A 16133-nucleotide genomic window follows, 5' to 3' on the forward strand; every position below is an offset into this window, starting at 1 on the left:
AAAGTTTGAAAAAGCGTTGTGCTTATGATTACTCAAAAATACATTACAGATCTTACTTATAGAATTAATGGAGCTTGTATAGAAGTTCACAAGATTTTAGGCGCAGGTTTGGCAGAAATTGTATATCATAAAGCTTTAGAAAAAGAGTTTAAATTAAGGAATATCGAATACAAATCTGAGTTTCAAATTCCTGTAATTTATAAAGATGAGTATTTAAATTGTGATTTCAAATGCGACTTCCTGATTGAAGATTTAATTGTTTTGGAAATAAAAGCGGTATCTTCTCTTTTGGAAATTCACAAATCTCAAATTCTAAATTATATGAATCTACTAAAAGTACCAAAAGGTGTTTTAGTAAATTTTAATGTAAAAAATATTTATCACTTTGGTCAAGAGACATTTATTAATAAATATTTTGATTAATACGATTAAAATAGTGAATTACATTTTGTCACCTTTTGAATAGCTAAAAAAGCATCATCATCTTTTGCCTCTTTTGCGGTTAAAATAATTATTAATGGAACCAAAAAAAATACTCATCATCACCTATTACTGGCCTCCTGCAGGAGGTCCAGGTGTGCAGAGATGGCTGAAATTTGCAAAATATTTACCAGAATTTGGATGGAAACCTGTGATTTATACACCGGAAAATCCAAGTTATCCTTTACTGGATGAAAGTTTGATGAAAGATGTTCCGAAAGATCTGGAAATTGTAAAAACAAAAATCTGGGAGCCTTATCAACTGGCTGAAAAACTGAACAAAAGCAACAAAAAATTTAAAGCAGGACAGTTTGATGTCGGAAAAAATCAAAGCTGGAAATCTAAGCTTTCGATTTGGGTAAGAGGCAATTTTTTCATTCCCGATGCGAGAGTTTTCTGGGTAAAACCTTCCGTGAAATTTCTGAAACAATATTTAAAAGAGAATCAGATTGAGGTTGTGGTAACTTCGGGACCACCCCATTCTTTACATTTAATTGGTTTAAATTTAAAAAAGAAACTTCCCAACCTGAAATGGATTGCCGATTTCCGTGATCCGTGGACAGAAATCTCTTATTACAAACACCTAAAACTGACCAAAAGTTCCGACCAAAAGCACCGTCAACTGGAAAGCGAAGTTTTCAGAAATGCAGATATTACTTTGGCAACAAGTTACACCGATGCTGAAAATTTCCGTAAAAACGGAGCCAATGCAATTTGTATTACGAATGGTTTTGACGAGTCAGACTCAAATTCTCAAACGCTTAAATTCTCCGACACTCAAACAAAATTCACATTAAGTTACATCGGAGTTCTGGAACAGTTGAGAAACCCTGAAAATCTGTGGAAAGCTCTGAATGATCTGGTTACAGAAAATGCTGAATTTGCTGAAAAGTTTACCTTGAAATTTGCCGGAAGAATTGATGATAAAATTCTGAATTCAATAGAACATTCAAACCTGAAAAATCATATTCTGAATTTAGGATATCTTTCTCACGACAAAGCGATTGAAGAAATGCAGACTTCGGAAATACTGCTCATCACCAACTTTCCGAACAATTCTTCCAAAGGGATCATCCCCGGAAAAATATTTGAATATCTGGCAACAGGAAAGCAAATCATTTCTTTTGGACCTAAAGATGCAGATGTTTCGAAAATTTTAAATGAAACACAAGCCGGAAAACATTTCAGTTATGATGATTCCTTGAAAATTAAAGAATTTATTTTAGAAAAATTTGAACTTTGGAAAGACGGAAATCTTTCAGAAAACACTCAGAATATTGAACAGTTTTCAAGAAAAAATTTAACTAAAAAATTAGCGGAAATTTTATAATCACGAAGATTTTACATATTAACGTACTGTATTGATATCATATTATGTTAGTATTACAGATGTCACCCTGAGCTTGTCGAAGGGTCTCTACCGGAATCCTGTCCTTAACAACCCAATAAATTATAAAACAACCATTTATAAGATTCTTCCTTCATCAGAATGACATAGGATCGTTGAACTTCTTTATGAATGAAAATTACATTTAACAATGATACATTGTTTAAATATTACACTGAACATTCGCAACATTGCAATTTTTTAAATTTATTCTAAATCGTCCACTGATCGTTAACAACACCAATCAGATAATATTTTCCCTGAAATTCTTCAAAAATCAGACGAAGACATTTCCAGTCCATTCCGGAGTTGGCTTCTGAGCCTTTCATGAAATTTTCTGTAAAATCTGCATTTGGATAAATTTCCTTTACATTATTCAGAGAATTGCCTTTTCCCTGAAACGCATTTAAAGAAACCTGCGCTGTCGCAAAATCTTTGGAGTACACCCAATCTGCTAAATAATCACGGATAGTCGCTCTGTACAGATCTCCGGAACCGTCCATTGTTCCCCAAGTGAAAAGTGTTTTGGTAGGTTGATATCTGATAAAATCTGCTTTTGAAAATTTCTTGTCTTCTTTTGGATTCACAAAAGCGTACATCGAAAAACGGACTCCTCTTTCAGGGTGAATAAATTCCGCAAACTTCTTAAAGTTTTTATCCTTTAAAGCCTGTATAATATCCTCATTGATCTTTTTTAAAGACTGATCTTTGGTAATTTTTGCTTTACTAATGACTGAACTATCCGTAATGGTTTTGCCTTTAGCATTAACCTCATCATTAACGAATTTTTCAGGGTTCTTCTTACACGCAACCGCAGATAAAACCAGCAAGGAAATGATTATTTTTTTCATGTTTTTAATGTCTGATTATCATTTACCAAAATAAATGCCATGCTTTTAGAATCGTTTTGAAAGTTTACTGTTGAAGGAATTTCATATTTTTCGAATAGATGGTCATTATGAAAAGAATAGTTTTTTGCTTTTACTGAAAAATTCTTTGTTGATGGGTTTTCCTTACATTTGTTGTATGGAAATTTTAGATATTCTTATCATCGGAGGCGGACCGATCGGGCTGAACTGTGCACTGGAAGCGCAGAAAAACAATCTTTCTTATCTGGTTATCGAAAAAGGAACCATCGTTAATTCTCTGTACAATTATCCTTTGTATATGCGGTTTTTCTCAACTGCTGAAAAACTGGAAATCGCCGGAATTCCCTTTATTTCAACGGCTCCAAAACCGGGAAGACAGGAAGCATTGGAATATTATCAGGGAATTACAAGACAGCGGAATATCAACATCAATTTATATGAAAAGGTAGAAAAAGTTTCCAAAGAGAATGAAATTTTCACCATTGAAACATCGAAAGGAAAATATTCCGCGAAAAACGTCATTATTTCAACGGGATTCTATGATATTCCGAATCTGATGAATATTCCCGGAGAAGATTTACCCAAAGTAAAACATTATTATACAGAACCTTATCCTTACGCAAAACAGAAAATCGTTGTGGTCGGTTCGAGCAATTCGGCGGTCGATGCTGCTTTGGAAACTTACAGAAAAGGCGCGGAAGTCACCATGATCATCCGACATTCCGAGATTTCAAAAAGTGTAAAATACTGGGTGAAACCTGATATTGAAAACAGAATTGCGGAAGGAAGTATTGCTGCTCATTTCAATGCCGAATTGATGGAAATTAAAAAACATTCCGTTGTTTTTAAAGATGAAAAAGGTGAACTGCAGGAAATTGAAAATGATTTTGTTCTTGCAATGACCGGCTATCTTCCTGATTTTGATTTTTTAAAGAATTCCGGAATTGAATTGCAGGGCGATTGTCTGAACCCACTTTATCATCCTGAAACCATGGAAACCAATGTTCCGAATCTGTATTTGGCGGGTGTGGTTTGCGGAGGAAAAGATACGCACCTTTGGTTTATTGAAAATTCGAGAATTCATGCGGAAATGATTGTGAAAAACATTCTTTCGAAATAATGTCATTGCGAGGAACAACGTGATGAAGCAATCTTTATCTATTTTTATCGTTTATCTTTAATTAATCATATATTTAGTTATAGACAAGCTCAGTATAAACTTTTCACTCAGCAAATAATCCAAAGTTTTTTAATGATTACAAATTACGGACAACAACACGAGATTGCTTCGTTGCTTCGCTTCTCGCAATGACATTAAAAATCAACCTTCATACCCAACACAAAATTTCTTTTGGCAGCCGGATTGTAATAACGGTTTCCGAAAGCATTGATATCAAAACCTAAAACATATTCTGTGTTGTAAAGATTCTGAATCTGAAGATATACATTGACTCTCGTTTTTTCAAAATCTACAGGAAATCTGAACTGGATATTTCCAATTAAATTTGATTCAGACCAAACAGAATTGGCATCGTTCAAAGGAATTTTTGAGGTGTAAAAATGGGAATAATCTACCGAAAGTTTTCTGAAAAACGTAAAATTCAGCAAGCTGTTGATTGTTGTTTTGGGAACTCCGGTGATTTCATTTCCTGAAAAGTCATTTCCGTTCTGCTGATAATTTTTAAATGTAAAATCGTAAAAGCTTCCTGAAAACCTGAATTTAAAATGGTCTAAAAAGTTGTTTTTCAGATTGAAATTCTTCGATTCCATTAAAATTCCAACCCCTTTTTGAACGGTTTCTCCGGAATTGACGAAGTATTCCTGTCCGGCTTCGTTCTGCCTTCTCACAATTGCATCTTTCATCCGGAAATCAAAATAATTTCCTTCCACAAAAACAGAGTTGCCGAATTGTTTTCGAATTCCGATTTCCTTGTTCCAGCCGAATTCGGGTTTTAAATTTGTATTAAACTGCTGATTCGAAGAGCGGATTTCTTCATTCGTGGGTGCAGAATTCCCCTTCCCTATTTTTCCGCGCACAGAAAAACCTTTTCCCAAAAGATAGGTGAAACCAAAATTGGGCAACCATTGATTTTTAAAATGAACTTTTCCTTCTTCATTTCGGGGATATATCCGGTTCCAGTCGTAAGAATTTGAATTTAAACTGATGGAAAGATCGGTGAATAATTTTTCGCTGACATTCAGTTTTTGAGAAAGAAAGAAAAATCCCGAAGTATTTTTAATCTGATCAAAATTCTGTGGGTTTCCTTCTGTTCCTCTGTTATTATCGTAATTTCTGACCAAAATATCATTAATTCCGCCTTCAAATCCCAATCGGTAGGCTAATGAAATGGTATTCCCGTTTTTTTCGTAATTGAGATGCGTTCTTAATGCAAAATTCTTTTCAAAACGGTTTTCATAATTGGTGATAAACGGATTTTCAAAATCGACATATGAACTCTGAATTAAAATAAAATGAGAGAAATCCGGACTGAAGTTATAATCATTTGAAACTCCTGCCAAAATCATTTTATTGCGGATTCCGGCATCCTGTTCTTTTGCACCCGGAACTGTTTTGGTTGCCGGTCTTGCCTGTTTCCGGTTGATTTGCATCTGTTCTAACGTGAGTCCTCCCGGAGTCTGATAACCGAGATCAGCGTATAAAATCATGGCTTTGAGCAATCCATTTTCTGAATATTGAAAATGGTCTTTTACAAAAATCTGCTTTCGCTGAACCTTCGACTGTTCCCGATAAGAATCGGTCTGATAATAGTTCTGAAAAACCTGAAAAAAGTGTTTCCCAATGTGTTTGGAAAGATCAAAACTCTGGTTAAAGGTTCCATAACTTCCAATTGCCAGATTTGCGGAAATCTGATCTGATTTTCTGGTCTGAAGCAAAACAGTTCCGCCCGTTACGGCGCCGTAATCTCCGCTTTCAGGGCCTTTATATATTTCCATCCGGTTGATGAGTTCAGGAGAAACAAGATTAAAATAGGTGTTTCCCGAAGCATCGGACAGGATGAAATCATCAAGATAAACTTTCACATTCCGAACGCCAAAAGGGGATCGCAAAGTGCTTCCGCGAAGAGAAATCCTGTAGCTTCCGGGAGAACGTTCTTCCATTCTGGCTCCTGCAATCTGATTGATGGATTCGAGCATTCTTTCGGGCGTATTCTGGCTAAGTAGATTTTCTGAAACTACAGCAACCGATTTTGTGGACGAAATAAAAGCGGTTGGTTTTTTGTAAGCATCGATCCTGACTTCTGAAATCAGTGCTGCAGAATCTCTTTCTTGAGAAAACAGCAGGGAAACGGAACATAATGAAAATAGAAAGCAGAGTTTTGTCATTGAATGAAGCGAAGCAAAAACTGTACTTTTCTATGTGTAAAATATAAATTCGCAGAAGATTTGTTTAAAATACCGTGAGTTGGGCTTCAGATGAAATTGATGATGCGTTTTGGCTAAAGTCAAATTTGTTTCTTACTCCGTTACAATAAAAAGTCCGGCAACATTTTCTGTGACGGACTGAAATTTCTATGAACGACTTCCTTCGCGTGAGGGATGCGGCGGGCGGCGACGAAGACGCCGGTGCGAGTGAGGAACGAACGAGTACGGAAGCGAAGCGAACCCCAAAGCAGCCCGACCCGAATTCTATGGGAAGCCTCATAGGTTTTAAAAACCTATGAGGCTTAGCTCCGGAATGAGGGACACGCCCAAAATATTTAAGATTCTGCGTGTTTTCTGTCGCCAATCATCCAGGGAACAATGTAATAAAACGCAATGGCAATGATTGTGGCTAAAACTCCTGTCCCGATCCATAATATGGTAAATCCGAATCTTTCGGCGATGAACGTTCCCAAAGTAGGGGTTACAATAAAGGCGATGGAGAATGAAATTCCGTTCAAGCCCATGTAAGCTCCTTTGTTGTTTTTTCCGGAGCGTAATGCTGTGATGGTTGACATAAACGGCAAAGCCCAGATTTCTCCCACGCAGAGAAGGCTCATGGATACAACCAAAGTCACGATACTGTAATCAAAACCAAGCATGGCATAAGCAAATCCGCAGATGAAGGTTCCCAAAAGCATGGTTACTGCAAGACTGAGATATTTTTCGGCAACCTGTACCAATCCCATTTCAAGTAAAACGACTAAAAAGCCGCTGTACCCCAAAATATATCCTATACTTTGCTGACTTAAATGCGCCGTGTCTTTGTAAAAAATAGTCAGCGTACTGAACAACTGGAAGAAACAGATTGAAAACAGCATACAGAAGAAACAGTAAACCAGAAATTTACCATCGCGGTAAGGGGAATTTTCTTTTTTAATTTCTATGGCTTCCTGTACTTTTCGGGCTTTTAGTTTTGCCAGAATGTTTCGTTTTCTGAAAAAGACGATGTATAAAATTCCAGCCAACAAAGCTGTAAAAGCATTGCTGAAAAATAAAAATTCGTAGGAAATTGCAGATAAAATACCGCCCAAAGCGGGACCAATGGAAAATCCTAAATTGACTGCCATCCGGTTTAAGGAAAATGCTCGGGTTATGTTTTCGGGTTTCGCATATTTTGTAATGGCAACCGAGTTTGCAGGACGGAAGGAATCGCTTACAATGCTTTGCAGCAAAATAATGGTCGCCACTCCTATTTCTGTCTTAAATAGAGGGATCATACAAAATAAAGGCACACTGAGCAATAAGCTGAGATACTGAACTCTGTATTCCCCGATTCTGTCTGTAATAAATCCGCCCAGCCATGAACCGATTACCGAACCGATTCCGAAAAAGCTGAGTACAACTCCAGTATTTTCGATACTGAATTTTAAATGATCGGTCATGTAAACTCCCAGAAAAGGAAGTACCATGGAACCTGCCCGATTGATGAGCATGACCAAAGCAAGCATCCAGCTTTCTTTGGAAAGCCCTTTGAATGAGTTGGTATATAAGTGTATAAGTTTCACAATTTTTAATTTTAATTACTGTTTTTAACCACGAATGGCACAAATGCTTTTCACGGATAACCTTATTTTTTGGTTATCGTTTTTGTTTCGCTAGGGTTAAAAACAAAAAAACAGGGCTTAAAAATTAAGCCCTGTTTTATTTATATGTATAATAAATTTTTACTCCGGCTTATAAGAGTCTTTTAACGTCACAGTTCTGTTGAATACAAAGTTTGTATCCGTAGAATCCTGATCTTTCGTGAAATAGCCAATTCTCTGGAATTGAAGAGGTTCTCCAACTGCCACATCTTTTAAGCTTGGTTCAGCAAATCCCTGAATGGTAGTTACTGACTCCGGATTGATAAAGTTTAGGAAATCGACATCTTTCTCTGCATCTGGTTGTTCCACAGTGAATAATTTGTCGTAATTTCTTACTTCCACAGGAATTGCGTGTTTCGCAGATACCCAATGAATGGTTCCTTTTACTTTTCTTAAACTTTCTTCTGTTCCGCTTCCTGACTTGGATTTTTCGTCGTAGGTTGCGTAAATGGTCGTAATGTTTCCGTTTTCGTCTTTTTCTACTCTTTCACCTTTAATGATGTAAGCAGATTTCAGACGAACTTCTCCGCCTAACTTTAGTCTGAAGAATTTGTTGTTTGCTTCTTCTTTAAAGTCTTCACGCTCAATATATAATTCTCTGGAGAACGGAATTTCTCTTGTTCCTGCATTTTCCTGTTCAGGATTGTTTTCTGTTTCCAGCCATTCTTCTTTTCCTTCCGGATAGTTTTCAATGACTAATTTGACAGGATCCACAACCGTCATTACACGTTTTGCGACTTTATTCAGGTCTTCGCGAACGCAGAATTCCAGTAACTGAAGTTCAATAAGATTTTCTCTTTTGGCAACACCTACTTTTTCAATAAAATTTCTGATGGAAGCAGGCGTAAATCCTTTTCTTCTCATTCCTGAAATCGTAGGCATTCTCGGATCATCCCAACCGTTCACTACATTTTCGGCAATCAGCCTCTGTAGTTTTCTTTTGGAAGTAATCATGTAAGAAACGTTCATTCTCGCAAATTCTCTCTGCTTGTTTTTCACTTTTCCTTCTTCGTACACCTGATCCAGATACCAATTATATAAAGGTCTGTGGTTTTCAAACTCTAAAGAACACAGCGAGTGAGAAATTTGTTCAATATAATCAGACTCACCATGCGCCCAGTCGTACATCGGATAAATTTTCCAATCCGTTCCTGTTCTGTGGTGAGGTTTGTTCAGAATTCTGTACATCACAGGATCACGCATGTTCATATTCGGTGAAGTCATATCGATTTTTGCACGAAGAGACATAGAACCGCTTTCGAACTCACCGTTTTTCATTCTTTCGAATAAATCTAATGATTCTTCAACAGGACGGTTTCTGTATGGAGATTCCACACCCGGTTCTGCCGGATTTTTTCTCTGTTCGGTAATCACTTCAGACGGCTGCTCATCTACGTAAGCCTTTCCTTCTTTTAATAACTGAACTGCCCAATCGTAAAGCTGCTGGAAGTAATCGGAGGCGTACAAAACTTTATCCCATTTGAAACCCAACCATTCAACGTCTTTCATAATAGAATCTACGAATTCCTGTTCTTCTTTTTCAGGGTTCGTATCGTCGAAACGAAGGTTTACGGGAGCATTGTATTTTTCACCCAAACCGAAGTTGATGCAGATCGCTTTGGTGTGACCTACATGCAGATAACCGTTTGGTTCAGGCGGAAAACGGAAACGGAGCTGATCTTTTCCCAGACCGTTTGCCAAATCATCTTCGATAATTTGCTCAATAAAATTGAGTGATTTTTTTTCTTCTTCCATTAAATTTCGCTTTTAATTGCTGTATAATACGGCAATTTGCAAATTTATGAAATTTTGAGGGTTTATGGAAATAATAATGCAAAAGAGTAATAGTGGATTTGCATTTCTTTTGGGTTATATTTTTTGCAGATATTAAAATTTCAAATAAAAATAACATCAATACTTTCTAAGAATTAACAAAATAAAAGAAATTTATACCTGTAAAAGTAAAAATAAAAGAAAAAAAACTCCAAACAGCTATTATACAACAGTTTACAATTTATTAAAGAAAAATGTTAAAAAAATAAAAATTATGCATTGCCTTTTGGCATAAAGATTGTAAATTTATTACCACAAAAATATTAACATTTTATATTATGAAAAAGGTTAAAAGTAAGTTTTCTTTATTTTTGGAATACATTAAGAAAGCGATTTTTGTAAAGGATGTTATCTAATCGCCAATCACCTAATTTATAAACACTAAGATTATACGACTGAAAACTACAAATTAAAAACCTCAAAACAATTTCCGAAAGTTACACAAAGTTCTGATGTACTTTGGATGTATTCTATACACTTTAACTTATATTATTCACTTTAATGTGTGTTAATATAAGTTAAAGTTGTTGTACATTAAAAAAAAGAAATTCATATTTACATTACAAAACCAAAAAAAATGTTTCTATGAAAAATCTAAAAAAACTTAAGAAAAGTGATTTAAAAACAATCAAAGGAGGTATTGTTCCCATCGGCTGTCTTAACTGGAATCCTAAATTAAGATGCTGCAGAACATGGGATGAAGAACATTACAACAATCCTGTTTGTGAAATCTAATTTTTAAACAACAGTAATTCTCCTTTCAGATCCAGATTTGAATCGAAATTATTAACGAATAAAGCTCCGGTTCCCAATCCTTGCGGCATCGGGCTTTTTTTTGTAAAAGTATACTGAGCAATCGCATTCAGACCAATATTGCTTTCCAGAGCAGATGTAATCCACCACCCGATATTCATACTTTCCGCGAGAGAAATCCATTCATCAGATCCTGAAAAACCTCCTACTAAAGCGGGTTTTAAAATGATATACTGAGGATTTACGGTTTCTAGTAATTTTCTTTTTTCATTAAAATCTGTAATCCCGATCAGTTCTTCATCCAAAGCAATCGGAGTAGGCGTTTCAAGACATAATTCTGACATATCGTTCCAGTTTCCTGCTTTTATCGGCTGCTCGATGGAATGAATATGCAGATCGGCTAATTGCTGCAAAACGACTTTTGCTTCCTCTTTATTAAAACCTCCGTTCGCATCTACCCGAAGTTCAAGCCTGTCTTTTGAGAACTTCTGTCTCAGTTTCTGAAGAATATCATGCTCGGATTTCCAGTCAACTCCTATTTTGAGCTTGATGCAGTGAAAACCTTTTTCCAGCTTATCCTGAATCTGCTCTTCCATATAATGGATGTCGCCCATCCAGATCAGACCATTAATGACGATCGGAGTCTTTCCTTCTGTAAAATCACTTGGGAAATATAGATTCTTACCATTTTTTAAATTCAGAACAGCCTGTTCGTAACCAAACCAAATGGACGGAAATTCTTTCAGTTCTTCTTTTAAAAACTCAGTTTCCTGCTGAATATTTTCACAAAGCCATTTTAATTTATCTTCATAATCCGGTCTGTCATCAAAACTTAATCCTCTGAAAATTGCGCACTCCCCTATTCCTTTTTTTCCATTTTCTGAAATTTCGAGAATAAAGGTCTCTTTTTCAAGCAAAACGCCGCGAGATGTTCCACTCGGGCGTTTGAATTCTAGTAAATATCTTGAATATTCTGCTTTCATTATTTTACACTGTCAATTCGCATAAATTCTTCCGCTTTCTCTACCATATCAATACTTCCGCAGAAAAACGGAATTCTCTGATGCAATTCTGTCGGTTCAATTTCAAGGATTCTTCTGAAGCCGTCTGTTGCTTTTCCTCCTGCCTGTTCTGCAAGGAAAGCCATCGGATTACACTCGTACAGCAATCTCAGTTTTCCGTTCGGAGCCTGTGAATACGATGGATAGATGTAAATTCCGCCCTTCAACATATTTCTGTGGAAATCTGCCACTAACGAACCAATATATCTTGAAGTATATGGTCTGTCTCCTTCTTCCATCTGGCAATATTTAAGGTAATTTTTTACACCCTGAGGAAATTTAATATAGTTTCCTTCGTTAATGGAATAAATTTTTCCTGTTTTTGGGAAAGTCATATTCGGATGAGACAGATAATAGGTTCCCAGAGAAGGATCTAATGTAAATCCGTTCACTCCGTTTCCTGTGGTGTAAACAATCATTGTGGAAGATCCATAGATAACATATCCTGCCGCGATCTGGTTAACTCCTTTCTGTAAAAAGTCTTCCAATTGAACCGGGGTTCCGGGCTCTGTAACTCTTCTGTAGATTGAGAAAATGGTTCCAACCGAAACGTTGACATCAATATTTGAAGAACCGTCAAGAGGATCAATCAGCACCACATATTTGCTTAAATGTCCGTTTTCGCCACATTTAATATCGATGAAATCATCGTTTTCTTCGGAAGCGATTCCACAGACAACCTCTCTCTGAGACAAAGCGGTAATAAAAATTTCATTGGCAATTACATCAAGCTTCTGCTGCTCTTCTCCTTGTACATTCTGGTTTCCTGCAGCGCCTGCGATGTCTACAATTCCTGCTTTATTTACTTCTCTGTTTACTACTTTTGAAGCAAGTCTTATTGCACTCAAGAGACGGGAAAACTCTCCCGTGGAATACTGAAAATCATCCTGTCTATCAATAAGAAATTCTCCTAAAGTCTGTAATGGTTGCTCTGACATATTTTGCTTTTTACGTTTTCTCCAAATTTCGTAAAATTTATTACAATTTAAAAGAATAATTAATAAAAGACCTTAATTACTGTCTATCAATACAATACATCAATATAAATCTATTTAAAAAAATCTTAAGCTGGATTTAGCATTCCCTTTTTATTGTGGCAATCGGAATAATTTCTGCTTATTGATAATTTTAATAAAATCTTAAGGCTACGACAGGATTCTGCTCTTTCATATCTCGTTGTAAATGTATAATTTTGTCACCCGTAAAATATTCCCACAAATTTTATCTAACAATTTTATTATTAACAATTTAATGAAAATTTTCAAGTTTGGTGGAGCATCGGTAAAGGATGCCGAAAGTGTAAAAAATGTAGCCATGGTTTTAAAAAGCCAGGGATTTGCCAAATGTCTGCTGGTAATTTCGGCGATGGGCAAAACGACCAATGAGTTGGAAAAGGTTGTAGAACTTTATTTCAAGAAGGATAACTATCAAACTGAAATTGAAAAGATAAAACGAAAACACATTGAGATCGCGGAAGGATTATTTCCCGAAAATCATGCGGTGTTTGCGGAAATCAATTTATTTTTTGATGATATTGATTCTTTTTTAAGAAGAAACAAATCTCCGAACTACGATTTTGTTTACGATCAGGTGGTAAGCTGCGGAGAAATGATTTCTACGAAAATTGTGAGCGAATATTTGAATGAAATTCAGTTTACCAATCAGTGGCTAGATGCAAGAGATTATGTAAAGACAGACAATTCTTACAGAGAAGGTGTGGTAGACTGGGCAAAGACGGAAGAATTTATTTCCAATTTAAATAAAGAAATCTGCTACGTTACGCAGGGATTCATCGGTTCGGATAATAACAATTTTACGGTAACATTAGGAAGAGAGGGTTCTGATTATTCTGCTGCAATTTTTGCGTATTGCCTCAATGCAGAGGCTATGACGATCTGGAAAGACGTTCCGGGCGTAATGACGGGAGATCCGAGAAAATTCAAAGATGTGACGTTACTTTCCAATATTTCATACGAAGAAGCAATTGAAATGGCGTATTACGGAGCAAGTGTAATTCACCCGAAAACTTTACAGCCGCTACAGCAGAAAAACATTCCTTTTTACGTAAAATCGTTTGTAGATCCTACAAAGGAAGGAACAAAAGTAGGTGCTTCGGAAAAAAACCAAAGCGAAGAATCTTATATTTTAAAGGAAAACCAGACTTTGCTTAAAATCTCCACAAGAGACTTTTCATTTATCGCAGAAGACCATATGAGTCTTATTTTCGGATATTTATCCAAGTACAAAATTAAAGTTTCCCTGATGCAGAATTCTGCAATTTCATTGGCTTTATGTCTTGAAGATAAATTCAATACCGTAGATGAATTAAATGAAGAACTTCAAAAAGTATTTAAAACAGAAGTTATAAAAAATGTATCTTTATTTACCGTAAGAAATGCGAAAATAGAGAACATAGATAAATTTTACCAGGAAAAAAGTGTATTATTGGAGCAGATTGCGAAAAATACGCTTCAAATGGTAACACAATAAAAACTAATTGCGACTAAACACAATATGAGTTTAATTTCGAAAAACGATCTGATAAAGGCTTCCGGCTTAAATAAAATAGGATTTTTAAAGAATCCTGTAGCATCTGCTGTGATGAGCATTGCTAAAATAAACGAAGTAAATAAATTATACGACAAACTAAAAGACAAGGAAGGCAAAGACTTTTTCGACTCATTTGTAAGAGAGCGCAACTTAAGCTATATCGCTTTTGAAGAAGATCTGGCAAAAATTCCGAAAACAGGACCGTTTATTCTGGTATCCAATCATCCGCTTGGCGCGATTGACGGAATTTTAATGTGCAAAGTTCTGTCAGAAGTACGTCCGGATTTTAAGGTGATGGGAAATTTCCTTCTGGAAAAGATCAAACCGATGGAGCCGTACGTAATTGCGGTAAACCCTTTTGAAGGCAGAAAAGAAGCATACAGCAGCTCTTCCGGAATGCGGGAAACGTTAAAGCACCTGCAAAATGGAGGCTGTGTAGGAATTTTCCCTGCAGGAGAAGTTTCCAATAAGAACAATCCTTACGGTGAAATTCTGGATAAAGAATGGGAAAAACCGGCATTAAAGCTCATCAGAATGGCAAAAGTGCCGGTCGTTCCTATGTATTTTCATGCAAAAAACAGCAGGATATTTTATCAGGTAGCCAAAATCCATCCTAATTTGCAGACCTTGATGCTTCCGGCAGAAATGATGAACGACAGGGAAAAACCGATCAGAATAAGAATCGGAAAACCTATTACCGTTAAGGCGATGGATGATATGGAAACCATCGAGGAACTGGGAGAATTTCTGAAACGTAAGGTTTATATGATGAAATCTTACTACGAAAAGAGAAAATCTTTGGCACAAAGTATCAATCTTAAAAATCTTTCGGTAAAATTCCCTTTACTAAGAGAAGAAAATATCGTTCAGAATATCATCGACGAAACTCCGAAAGAAGATATTTTAAAAGACATCAATAAACTGAAAGGCACAGATAAGATGTTTTTTAGCAACGGAAATTACGAAGTTTATTTTACCACTTACGAAGAAATCCCTTCTATTATGCGGGAAATCGGAAGACAGCGTGAGCTTACCTTCCGTGCAGTGGGTGAAGGAAGTAATCTGCCGTTCGACCTTGATGAATACGACAAACATTATCATCATCTTTTTCTTTGGGACAGTGCCGCTGAAAAACTTGTAGGAGCTTACAGAATGGCTTTGGGTAAAGAAGTGATGAAGAAATCCGGCATCAAAGGTTTTTACACCAGTTCTTTATTTGAATTTGAGCAGGACATTCATCCTTTTTTCAAAAAAGTGATTGAAATGGGTCGTGCTTATATCTGTCAGGAATACCAGCAGAAGCCGCTACCGCTTTTCCTTTTATGGAGAGGAATTGTGCATGTCTGTTTACGAAATCCGGATCATAAATTTTTGATGGGAGGTGTAAGTATTTCCAATAAATTTTCAGAATTTTCCAAATCTCTGATGATTGAGTTTATGCGTTCGAATTATTATGATTCTGCAGTTGCACAGTATATTACTCCAAGAAACGAATACAAAGTAAAGCTTCGCGACAGAGATAAACATCTGTTTTTTGAAGAAATGGAGTCGGATCTTAATAAGCTTGATAAGATTATCGATGATCTGGAACCGGAACTAAGATTACCTGTTTTAATTAAAAAATATATCAAGCAGAACGCGAAAGTTATCGCTTTTAACGTTGATCCCAACTTCAATGATGCGATAGACGGATTGATGTATATCCGAATAAGTGATCTTCCGGAAAGTACGATTAAGCCTGTATTAGAGGAAATGAGCGAACAGATAAGACGCGAACAGGAAAATAATTCGGTTGAAAATCAGTAGGTTTTTAAGTTTTGTTAAAAAAAGTCTTGTTAATACTTGCTTCATATACTAAAACTTACTACTTTTGCATCACTTTAAAACAACGAAGTAACAAGAATGGTTTCTTAGCTCAGTTGGTAGAGCAATGGATTGAAAATCCATGTGTCCCTGGTTCGATTCCTGGAGAAACCACTTAAAAAAACCACCTGTAAAAAGGTGGTTTTATTTTCAAAGTTTTAAATAAAATTTGCCAAGGTTAATAATTATTATTACTTTTGCACCACTTCAAAAAAGAAGCAAAAATTAAATGGTTTCTTAGCTCAGTTGGTAGAGCAATGGATTGAAAATCCATGTGTCCCTGGTTCGATTCCTGGAGAAACCACTTAAA

Annotated in this window: 12 protein-coding genes and 2 tRNA genes; 8 read left to right on the forward strand and 6 right to left on the reverse strand. The window is 36.1% G+C overall.

Features of this window, described 5'->3' with window-relative positions; genetic code table 11:
• The first annotated feature begins 24 nt into the window (after window positions 1-24).
• Both H6W53_RS09515 and H6W53_RS09520 read left to right on the forward strand, forming a co-directional pair.
• Window positions 25-423: a GxxExxY protein gene (locus tag H6W53_RS09515; protein WP_185206380.1), complete on the forward strand. Its 399-nt coding sequence runs from the start codon at window positions 25-27 to the stop codon at window positions 421-423.
• A gap of 94 nt (window positions 424-517) precedes the next feature.
• Window positions 518-1810 (forward strand): glycosyl transferase family 1, encoded by a 1293-nt coding sequence (locus H6W53_RS09520; RefSeq protein ID WP_185206398.1) that lies wholly within the window; start codon window positions 518-520, stop codon window positions 1808-1810.
• Window positions 1811-2079: 269 nt separating this feature from the next.
• Here the strand turns inward: H6W53_RS09520 and H6W53_RS09525 are convergent, their stop codons facing one another.
• Window positions 2080-2718: a hypothetical protein gene (locus H6W53_RS09525; protein WP_185206400.1), complete on the reverse strand. Its 639-nt coding sequence runs from the start codon at window positions 2716-2718 to the stop codon at window positions 2080-2082.
• Between the two features lie 175 nt (window positions 2719-2893).
• Here H6W53_RS09525 and H6W53_RS09530 point away from each other — a divergent pair, with 175 nt between their 5' ends.
• Window positions 2894-3856, forward strand: coding sequence for a YpdA family putative bacillithiol disulfide reductase (locus H6W53_RS09530; protein WP_185206403.1), 963 nt, complete (start codon window positions 2894-2896; stop codon window positions 3854-3856).
• A 194-nt stretch (window positions 3857-4050) separates the two neighbouring features.
• Here the strand turns inward: H6W53_RS09530 and H6W53_RS09535 are convergent, their stop codons facing one another.
• From H6W53_RS09535 to H6W53_RS09545, 3 genes are all read right to left on the reverse strand, one after another.
• Window positions 4051-6081 (reverse strand): TonB-dependent receptor, encoded by a 2031-nt coding sequence (locus tag H6W53_RS09535; protein WP_185206405.1) that lies wholly within the window; start codon window positions 6079-6081, stop codon window positions 4051-4053.
• 374 nt (window positions 6082-6455) lie between these two features.
• The gene (locus H6W53_RS09540; protein ID WP_185206487.1) at window positions 6456-7628 is read right to left on the reverse strand and encodes an MFS transporter; all 1173 of its coding nucleotides are present in this window, start codon (window positions 7626-7628) and stop codon (window positions 6456-6458) included.
• A 216-nt stretch (window positions 7629-7844) separates the two neighbouring features.
• Window positions 7845-9518, reverse strand: a complete 1674-nt coding sequence (locus H6W53_RS09545) for a glutamine--tRNA ligase/YqeY domain fusion protein (protein WP_185206407.1) — start codon at window positions 9516-9518, stop codon at window positions 7845-7847.
• 663 nt (window positions 9519-10181) lie between these two features.
• Between H6W53_RS09545 and H6W53_RS09550 the strand changes: the two genes are divergently transcribed.
• The gene (locus H6W53_RS09550) at window positions 10182-10331 is read left to right on the forward strand and encodes a bacteriocin-like protein (protein WP_157967241.1); all 150 of its coding nucleotides are present in this window, start codon (window positions 10182-10184) and stop codon (window positions 10329-10331) included.
• Here H6W53_RS09550 and menC read toward each other — a convergent pair.
• Window positions 10328-11332, reverse strand: a complete 1005-nt coding sequence (gene menC, locus H6W53_RS09555; RefSeq protein WP_185206410.1) for an o-succinylbenzoate synthase — start codon at window positions 11330-11332, stop codon at window positions 10328-10330. The genes H6W53_RS09550 and menC overlap by 4 nt on opposite strands.
• Window positions 11332-12348: a class 1 fructose-bisphosphatase gene (fbp, locus tag H6W53_RS09560; protein WP_076392274.1), complete on the reverse strand. Its 1017-nt coding sequence runs from the start codon at window positions 12346-12348 to the stop codon at window positions 11332-11334. The genes menC and fbp overlap by 1 nt, the downstream gene beginning before the upstream one ends.
• 313 nt (window positions 12349-12661) lie before the next feature.
• Between fbp and H6W53_RS09565 the strand changes: the two genes are divergently transcribed.
• From H6W53_RS09565 to H6W53_RS09580, 4 genes are all read left to right on the forward strand, one after another.
• Entirely contained in the window at window positions 12662-13900 is a 1239-nt protein-coding gene (locus H6W53_RS09565) for an aspartate kinase (protein WP_076392272.1), read from the forward strand.
• Between the two features lie 24 nt (window positions 13901-13924).
• Window positions 13925-15766, forward strand: coding sequence for a lysophospholipid acyltransferase family protein (locus H6W53_RS09570; protein ID WP_185206412.1), 1842 nt, complete (start codon window positions 13925-13927; stop codon window positions 15764-15766).
• 98 nt (window positions 15767-15864) lie between these two features.
• Window positions 15865-15937 (forward strand) — tRNA-Phe (locus tag H6W53_RS09575).
• Window positions 15938-16054: 117 nt separating this feature from the next.
• Window positions 16055-16127: transfer RNA gene (locus H6W53_RS09580), tRNA-Phe, on the forward strand.
• Window positions 16128-16133 lie beyond the last annotated feature (6 nt).

This window comes from Chryseobacterium sp. C3 (genome assembly GCF_014218905.1).
Lineage (GTDB): Bacteria > Bacteroidota > Bacteroidia > Flavobacteriales > Weeksellaceae > Chryseobacterium > Chryseobacterium mucoviscidosis.